This window comes from Pseudomonas sp. P5_A2_2, from assembly GCF_054177685.1.
In genome coordinates, this window is sequence record NZ_JBGCUL010000812.1 from 1 (window position 1) to 2,051 (window position 2,051).

A 2,051-nucleotide genomic window follows, 5' to 3' on the forward strand; every position below is an offset into this window, starting at 1 on the left:
GCTGCGAAATGGTCTGCAGACCGTCCTGCACCATGCCGATGTTTTCGAAAATGCCGGTAACCACCCACATGATCCAGCCGGACATGTTGACGATGCGGATCACCAGGCCGGTGGCCAGGGCAATCGCCCCCACGCTGATCAGCGACTGCGTCCACAACCACAGGGCCAGGCCGGTGGTGCAGACGATCAGCAAGCCGTTCATGCTGGTGATGACCACGTCCATGCTGGTGACCACGCGGCCGGCCAGTTGCGCCTTCTCGGTCTGTTCCTTGATGGCTTCGCGGGCGTATTGCTGTTCGAAGTTGGTGTGGGCGAACAGCTTCAAGGTGGTGATATTGGTGTAGCCGTCGACAATCCGCCCCATGAGTTTGGAGCGCGCATCGGAGGCCACCACCGAGCGATCCTTCACCCTTGGCACGAAGTAACAGAGGGCGCCGATGAAGGCGAAGATCCAGGTCAGCAGCGGGATTATCAGGCGCCAGTCGGCTTCGGCGAACAGCACCAGGGAACTGATGGCGTAGATCAACACATGCCACAACGCATCCACCGCTTGCACGGCGGAATCGCGCAGTGAGTTGCCGGTTTGCATGATGCGTTGGGCGATGCGCCCGGCGAAGTCGTTCTGGAAGAAATTCAGGCTCTGCTTGAGCACGTAGCTGTGGTTCTGCCAGCGGATCATGCTGGTCATGCTGGGACTCAGGGTCTGGTGCACGAGCAGGTCATGCAGGCCCACGAAAATGGGGCGCAGCACCAGCGCAACCACCACCATCCAGGTCAGTTCGAGGGCATGATCCTGGAACAGACTGACGTTCGGCGTGCCTTGGGCCAGGTCGATGATGCGACTCAGGTAGCTGAACAACGCCACTTCGATCAAGGCACCAATCAGGCCGACGATCAGCAGGGCGGCGAAGCTCGGCCAGACCTGCTTGAGGTAATAGGTATAAAAAGGGAATACACGGTCCGGCGGAGATGCCGTCGGTGCGTCACGGAAGACATCGATCAGTTTTTCAAAGCGGCGATAAAGCATCAGTTTCTCACCCGCGAACGGGCTCTCCTTTAAACGGTTTGAGCGTTGCCGGCAAAGCCGGCAACGGCTCGGACATCCTTGTCCAGCTTAGTCTCAGTCGATGCGCTTGGCCGACTTGATGAAGACCGGATCGGCCGGTACGTCCTTCATGCCGCCACGAACGGTGGTTGGCGAATTGACGATGATATCGACCACGTCCATGCCTTTGACCACTTTGCCGAACACCGCGTAGCCGTCGCCCTGGTCAAGGAAGTCGTTGTCCTTGACGTTGATGAAGAACTGGCTGGTGGCCGAGTCAGGCACCGAAGTACGGGCCATGGACAAGGTGCCACGTACGTTGACCAGGCCGTTCTTATGCTCGTTCTTGATTGGCGCCTTGGTGTCTTTTTGCTGCATGGCCTGGGTGAAGCCGCCACCCTGGACCATGAAACCCGGGATCACCCGGTGGAAAATCGTGTTGTTGTAGAAGCCACTGTCGACGTACTCAAGGAAGTTCCTGGTACTGATCGGGGCCTTGACCGGGTCCAGTTCGATTTCGATCTGGCCGTTGGTGGTGTCCAGCAGCACATGGGGGGCCTTTTCCGGTGTCGCGGCCATCAGGTTGGCGGCAAACAGGACGGAGCCTGCGGCGAGGGCGATTTTTTTCAGCATGGGTCAGTGATCCTGAGTGGTGGTGTCGACTGCGGTCAGAAATTCCAGCAGTGTCTGGTTGAAGTGTTCCGGCTGGTCCAGCGGCGTGGCGTGGCGAGAATCGGCGATCACCACCAGCCGCGCGTCGGGCAGCAGTTTGACGTAGTTTTCCTTCAGTGCCACCGGTGTGTAGTCACGGTCGGCACTGACGATGAGGGTTGGACAGGTGACCTTCGAAAGTCGTTCCTGAACCCCCCAGCCGACAATGGCATTGAAGCTGGCGAGATAAGCATGTTTATCGTTTTTTGCCCAGCGTTCGGCCATCTTTTGTCGCAAGTCGGCCTGCTCGGGCTTCGGGAACAACTTGCCGCCCAGCGCCTTGCCGATGGTGCCC

At 58.9% G+C, this 2,051-nt stretch carries 3 protein-coding genes; all 3 read right to left on the reverse strand.

Annotation, left to right across the window (positions count from 1 at the left end; translation table 11 throughout):
• Window positions 1-1,027: ABC transporter transmembrane domain-containing protein (locus ACXRVY_RS26015; protein ID WP_458238623.1), on the reverse strand; the 1,027-nt coding region annotated here is incomplete at its 3' end.
• Window positions 1,028-1,120: 93 nt separating this feature from the next.
• The gene (locus ACXRVY_RS26020; protein ID WP_223462097.1) at window positions 1,121-1,678 is read right to left on the reverse strand and encodes a peptidylprolyl isomerase; all 558 of its coding nucleotides are present in this window, start codon (window positions 1,676-1,678) and stop codon (window positions 1,121-1,123) included.
• Window positions 1,679-1,681: 3 nt separating this feature from the next.
• The coding region (locus tag ACXRVY_RS26025; protein ID WP_458238624.1) for an alpha/beta fold hydrolase at window positions 1,682-2,051 on the reverse strand (370 nt) is incomplete at its 5' end.